At 67.0% G+C, this 6,112-nt stretch carries 5 protein-coding genes and 1 pseudogene; 3 read left to right on the top strand and 3 right to left on the bottom strand.

Translation table 11 applies throughout. The annotated features are described in order from the left end of the window. Positions 1–418: 418 nt before the first annotated feature. The gene (locus ACIGXE_RS37430) at positions 419–2,029 is read left to right on the top strand and encodes an ISL3 family transposase (RefSeq protein ID WP_399754631.1); all 1,611 of its coding nucleotides are present in this window, start codon (positions 419–421) and stop codon (positions 2,027–2,029) included. A gap of 25 nt (positions 2,030–2,054) precedes the next feature. On the opposite strand, the gene ACIGXE_RS37425 is transcribed toward ACIGXE_RS37430, so the two are convergent. The 3 genes from ACIGXE_RS37425 to ACIGXE_RS37415 all read right to left on the bottom strand — a co-directional run bounded on the left by ACIGXE_RS37425 (position 2,055) and on the right by ACIGXE_RS37415 (position 3,740). Continuing rightward, entirely contained in the window at positions 2,055–2,528 is a 474-nt protein-coding gene (locus ACIGXE_RS37425) for a hypothetical protein (protein ID WP_399754629.1), read from the bottom strand. Between the two features lie 490 nt (positions 2,529–3,018). Further along, complete coding sequence (locus ACIGXE_RS37420) at positions 3,019–3,180, bottom strand: hypothetical protein (protein ID WP_399754627.1); 162 nt, start codon at positions 3,178–3,180, stop codon at positions 3,019–3,021. A 158-nt stretch (positions 3,181–3,338) separates the two neighbouring features. Next, positions 3,339–3,740 (bottom strand): ATP-binding protein, encoded by a 402-nt coding sequence (locus ACIGXE_RS37415; RefSeq protein WP_399754625.1) that lies wholly within the window; start codon positions 3,738–3,740, stop codon positions 3,339–3,341. 518 nt (positions 3,741–4,258) lie between these two features. On the opposite strand from ACIGXE_RS37415, the pseudogene ACIGXE_RS37410 reads away from it, so the two are divergent. Both ACIGXE_RS37410 and ACIGXE_RS37405 read left to right on the top strand, forming a co-directional pair. After that, positions 4,259–4,403: pseudogene (locus ACIGXE_RS37410) on the top strand (transposase); the annotation flags it as partial. Positions 4,404–4,581: 178 nt separating this feature from the next. Continuing rightward, a complete protein-coding gene (locus tag ACIGXE_RS37405; protein ID WP_399754623.1) occupies positions 4,582–5,331 on the top strand; it encodes a transposase in 750 nt (249 codons plus the stop codon). Positions 5,332–6,112: the final 781 nt, after the last annotated feature.

The raw sequence follows: 6,112 nt of genomic DNA, 5'->3' as shown, positions 1-6,112 counted from the left end.
CCGCTACGACAAGACCGCCACCATCTACCTCGCCGGACTCCACATCGCCGCCATCTTCATCTGGTCGGCGAGATGATCCGAAAGAAACGCCCTAGGGGCGGTTGGTGAGGGCTTCAGGCCGATACCCACGGAGGGGACGTAGGCGTTGTAGCGGAATCGAGGTCGCTGTCGACGTCGTCCCAGATCTCGTCGGCCTGTCGGCGTCTGGTCCGCGTAGGCGTGTGGCCTCAGGACATAGACGACACAAGAGTCTCGTTACGAGCTCGCCGGTCAGCGAGGTGTTTGTGACAGGTTCTGTTGGAGTCTGGCACAGGTTCCGTGACGGACACGCAGCGTGACCGTTGACTGTGTTCCGGCAGTGGAGAAGTCGCCTTGAAATCGCCCCTCGTGAGGGTGGTAGGGCCGACATTCGGCCGCTGTGAACGAGGAGCCATATTCGCTGCTAGACCTGCTCTTCCCGTCGGTGTCCGGGATCGCCATCAGAGCCGTGGACACCGAGGGCGAGGCGGTACGCGTTGAAGCCTGTTGCACGCCGTCGGGGGCCCTCTGCCCCGGCTGTGGCGGCTGGACGGAGCGGGTCCACAGCTCCTACCTGCGGTTTCCGTCGGATCTGCCGAGTGGTGGGCGCCGGTTGGTGTTGTCCTTACGCGTCCGGAGATTCACCTGCACGGACACGTCGTGCCCGAGGCGGACGTTCGCCGAGCAGGTGCCCGGGCTGACCCGACGTCATGGCCAGTCCACCGAGCGGCTCCGGTCGGCGATGGGCACGATCGGCCTGGCCCTGGCAGGCCGGGCCGGAGCCCGGCTGGCGGGGCATATGGGGATCACCACCAGCCGCACCACGCTGCTGCGTCGGGTCATGGAACGGCCAAACCCACCTGTCACCATGCCGCGAGCGGTCGGCGTCGACGACTTCGCCCTGCGCCGCGGCCACGTCTACGGGACCGTGGTGATCGACGCCGAGACCCACCAAATTCTCGACCTGCTGCCCGAGCGGGACACCGAAACCCTGGTCCCGTGGCTGGCCCGGCACCCGCAGATCGAGGTGATCTGCCGGGACCGTTCCGGAGCCTATGCCGACGCCTCCACCACTGGGGCGCCGCAGGCCATGCAGGTCGCCGACCGGTTCCACCTGTGGCAGAACCTCGCCAAGGCGGCCGAGAAGGCAGTGGCCGCCCACCGGTCGTGCCTGCGGGACTTCCCGCCAGTCTTGCCCGTCTCGGAGCCGGACTGGGGGACCCCAACCGAGCAGGAGCAGGAGGACGACGAGCCGTCCGGAAAGTTCGCTGAACGCGCTCGCGCCCACCACGCCCTCGTCCACGACCTGCTCGGCCAGGGCATGGGGCTGCGGGAAATCACACGGCATCTCGGCTGGGGCCGGCACACCGTCCAGCGATACGCCCGCACCATCCTCAAGCAGGACATGATCAAGGGAGAGAAACGCCCACGCGTCAGCAAACTCGACCAGTTCAAGGGATACTTGGAGATGAGATGGGCCGAGACCAACGGAAGCGTCACGGTGCTCACGCTGCACCACGAGCTCACCGAGCGCGGCTTCCGCGGCAGCTATTCCACCGTGCGCGACTGGGTCTGCCGGGCTTTGCCCGCCGCCGAAAGCGTGCCGCCGGCGCCCGCACCTCCGTCCATCCGCAAGGTCACCGGCTGGCTCACCAGGCACCCCGCCACCCTCGACCAGGAAGAGCAGCTGGCCCGGAAGGCCGTCCTCGCTCGGTGCCCCGAACTGGAGAAGGCAGCAGCCCTGATCAGCTCCTTCGCGGAGATGCTCACCACGCTCGACGGGGCACGTCTGCCAGAGTGGATCACCGGCGCCATGCGAGCCGGCCTGCCGGGTATCAGCACCTTCGCCGTCGGTCTGGAGAGCGACTTCGACGCCGTGACCGCCGGTTTGACCACCCACTGGAACTCCGGACCGGTGGAAGGCGCAGTCAACAGGATCAAAATGCTCAAGCGGCAGATGCTCGGCCGTGCAGGCTTCAAGCTGTTGCGGAAGCGGGTGCTACTTGCCTGAGCCGACCGGTCGAGTTCCGGCCGCTTCAAGAGCGGGAAGCCGCGGTCTGGTTTCGGTGGAGATAGCCGTCACTGGGGCAGCCGACATCCGCGTCCCCGGTCGGACACATTACAGGGTCGTCTTCGTCACCGAAGAGGTAGGCGTCCACTTCGCAGTCTCCGATGGAGAAGATCAGCGACAGGACGGTACCGCGCGTTGCGGTTTCGTCAGCGGTGTTGAACTGGTCGGCTTCAGCGGGGGCATAGAACGCCCAGCGGCCGGATGACAAGGCCGAAGGCTCCTTGCAGTCATGGGCGACGGGCAACTCGTCGAAGTGCTCGGCGGTGAAGGTGTGATCCTCATGGAAAGTCAGGGATGCGCCCGCCTCGCTCGTCCAACGCCCCTCAACCTGATCCGCTGAAATCTCTGCGGCATGGATCGCCGCAGCCCAGCCGCAGGACACTGTCAGTACCACCGCCGCCGCTATGAAGGCGATTGAGCGGTACAACTGTCGGCCCATGCCAACCTCCCCGCACCTCCAGGCAGTCGCTCTGCGCCCGGCCTATTCTGAACACCAAGCCATATTTGAACGTGCTCAAAATAGCGTAGTGGGTCGCCGTCACAGGCGGCAGGCGGAGTGCAAGGGCCCTGGCGCGAGTCAGTCAGGTCACCGTCCTTCGACCCATCACTCAGCGTGTCCGCGTCAGTGGAAGGCCAAGCACGACGCCGACGGCTTGGACGGGCTGAAGGAGAAGTCCCGGCGGCCACGCACCAGCCCGAACCGACTCCCGGCCGAGGTCGAGACGCTCGCCTGCGAGATGCGCCGGGCCAACCCGCGATGGGGACCCGTCGGATTGCCTACGAGATAGCCCAGACCGGCATCGCTGCGGCGCCATCGCGAGCCGCCGTGCACCGGGTCCTGGAACGCCACGGCCTGATCCGGCACCCGATGGCGCCCGTCCCGCGACGCAGGTGCGCCTCGACCAGCTGCACTTGCGCCCCGCTCACTGTCAGTCGGTCAGCATGAAATGAGTATCGATCTGGCCGGCCCAGTCCGTCATCCGGTCAAGAACGACGAGCGCCAGCCGCCGCGCCCGATGCCATATCACCAGCACGACCCGCCGTGCGGTGACGGCCATCATCAAGGCCAGGACGCACATTCGACTGCTCATTCCGTTTCTCCTTTGCCCAGGTGTGGCAGGACACTGGCCAGCCCCGGGGTACACAGATTCCGTGCCAGTCCCTCCCTCACGATCCGGCTTTCTCGGGATGCCCGACCCTCCGCGCCAGGGACGACACAACCCAGAAGCAGAAGAGAGAGTGGAGTGTTTCAGGCGGTGAGGCGTGCCCAGTGGGTGGTGTGGCCGGCGGCGTGGGTGCGGGTGCCGCAGGCCTCGCAGAGGGCCTCGACAAGAGCCAGGCCCCTGCCGTGCTCATCGGGAGCACAGGAACGGGTCCAGGAGCCATCGCGTAGGGCGGGCCCGCCGTCAGTCACACCCACCCAGATCCGGCGGCCAGCATGCTCACGGTGTAGATGAAGCGCAATCGGCGCCCTTGCATGCTCGACCGCGTTAGTGACCAGTTCGGAGACCACCAGCAGCACCTCATCCACGGCCTCGTCCGGCACCCGCCAGTCCTCAAGAAGGTCCCGCGCGTGATGACGGGCGTCCGCAGCAGCCTCCGGCCGGTGCTCAAGCGGCCACGACCGGTCCTCCAGCAGCGGACGCTGCACCGGAACCCCACCCCTTACCCCGGCCACTGGAACAGCAGCAGCGGCAGACCGCCCGACAGAAGAACCGCAGCCGCCGACGGAAGAAGCAAGAAGAGTGCCGGTGGCATACATGAAAATCACATCCACAGGTCCCGGACCGGGCGGCCCTTAAACGGGCCCTTCCACCACCCAACCTCCCAAACAGCCAGCAACCAAACATTAGGGGCCACCCCCAAAACTTCCCCCACTACCCCACCCCCGCCAATAGACCCCCGGCCCAGCCCGCAGCCACCCCACCCCCCCCCAGCCCCCGATTCCTGTCTTGGTGGTTCCGCCATGGGGGACTGGCCTTCGGGGTGGCATGGACTTTCTCTCCTGTCGTACGCGTGGCAATGCAAGGGTTAGGGATCTTGACCCGGCCGTGCCCGCCTGAGTTGGTGGACCGGGTTGTAGGTGAAGCGGGGTGCGCGGGGAAGCGCCGACTCTGTTGCCGGCGAGGTTCACCGTGTCTCGTCCTCGCGTGGTGTCTGTTCCCGTCCGCCGCCTACGCCGGCCTGGCCCCCCGGCGACCCGCAGCTCAGGCTCGTCGATCCCCGGCGAACAACCATCCCGGAGAGGAAACAAGCAGATCAAACGGGCCTTCTTTCCCTCTCCGCGTTCGCCGCTCTGGCCGACCCGACCTCCTGCGGGCAGGTGCAGTCGCTGCCCGGGGCTCCTCACTAACAACCCCTAACGAAATGATCTTCGGGCTGGTTGGATGGCCTCCCGAGTGTTGATCTGGGGGGGTGGGGGGTGGCTCGGCGGAAGCCGTGGGAAGTGGACGATGAGTTCTGGGCGGTGATCGAGCCGCTGCTGCCGAGGGGTGGAGCGTCGGGTTCGTCATCCGGGGCGGAAGCGGCCTCCGGATCGGCTGGTGTTCCAGGGCATCGTGTTTGTGCCGCATACCGGGATCGCGTGGGAACACCTGCCGCAGGAGCTGGGTTTCGGCTCGGGCATGACCTGCTGGCGTCGCCTGACGGAGTGGACCGAAGCCGGCGTCTGGCCGCGACCGCGCGAGGCTCTCCTCGCTCGTCTTCGTGGAGCGGACGCTCTGGACTTCTCCCGTGCCGTGGTCGACGGCTCTCACATACGCGCGTTAAAAGGGGCTCCAAGACCGGACGAAGCCCTGTTGACCGGGGCGGAAACGGCGGCAAGCCCATCACCTGATCACCGACGCCACAGGCATTCCGCTTGCAACCACCCTGACCGGCGGCAACCGCAACGACGTCACCCAGTTCATCCCCCTCCCGCGGGCCGTCCCGCCGGTCCGGGGCCAAGCGCGGCCGCCCCCGCCGCCGACCCGCGACGGTGCTGGGCGACCGCGGCTACGACCACGACGAGTACCGGCGACTCGCCTGGGCCCTGGGCATCAAACCCATCATCGCCCGACGCGGGGTCCCCCACGGATCAGGCCCTCGGCACCGACCGCTGGGTCGTCGAGCGGACCTTCGCCCACCTGCACTGGTTCCGCCGGCTACGGATCCGCTGGGAAGTACGCGACGACATCCACGAAGCGTTCCTCAGCCTCGCTTGCTCACTCATCTGCTGGAGACGCCTGAAGCCATTCCGATAGCAGTTCTAAGTGTGCCAGGGCCGCCTCCACCACGGTGTCCGCCAGCGGCGGCTGTCGCCGTCGATTGGCAGGGCCGCCCACGCGGCACACCAGGACTCCGCATGTGGCGCAGGAAGACGCGGCCACTCCAGCCTGCGGGCCGATGCTGCCCAATAGAGCAGCCGCCACTCACGCCGAAGCCGGACTTTCATGATCGTATGAGGAACGACGCAGCAGGCTGGTTCCCGGTGCGTCAGAGCGGGTGCAGGGCCGTCTCCCCCGTGACAGCCCTGCACCCAGCAGAGGTGCCGCTGCCGAGCCCGCTACGCCCACAGGCAGACCACCCCGCCACGCCTTACCAAAAGCGACGCCCCGAGCGGCCAGGAAAGTCGAAATGAAGGCCCTGGGGTCGACCGACCGAGGCAGACTTGAACAACGAGTCTGCCTAGTGTGACCGATGCAGACCTGGACCCCGCTGCTTCACGGTACAGGTACGTGCCTGAAGCGGCTGCCTTCGCCTCGGGCACGCGGTACGGCAGGCACTCCCCTCGCCGGTGGGCGGTGTGCAGCCCACTCCACGCTCCAGACCTTGGCCGAAGGGCGGGTCGCGGCGCAGGATCAGCGCCACGGCGCAGAGGCAGTACGCCTTCATGCCCCCCCTTGAGCATCGCGGCATTCGGCGCGCGGCTGGGTCGTGCAAGTCCCCGCTAGTCTTCTGAGTCAGGAATTCCGTTCAGATGTATAGGCTTGCCCTGTGGCGCGTACTGGGCGGCCGAAGGCCGAGTTGATCCTGTCTGGTGAG

This window comes from Streptomyces sp. NPDC053431, assembly GCF_044544925.1.
In the GTDB taxonomy this organism is placed as follows: domain Bacteria; phylum Actinomycetota; class Actinomycetes; order Streptomycetales; family Streptomycetaceae; genus Streptomyces.
Note: the sequence above shows the minus strand (reverse complement) of the source record. Positions and strands in the feature narration are given on the sequence as shown.

What these genes read in the sequence shown, in the direction of transcription:
- ACIGXE_RS37425 (WP_399754629.1), bottom strand. Translation starts at nt 2,528, where the DNA reads ATGGGCCGACAGTTGTACCGCTCAATCGCCTTCATAGCGGCGGCGGTG.
- ACIGXE_RS37420 (WP_399754627.1), bottom strand. Translation starts at nt 3,180, where the DNA reads ATGAGCAGTCGAATGTGCGTCCTGGCCTTGATGATGGCCGTCACCGCA.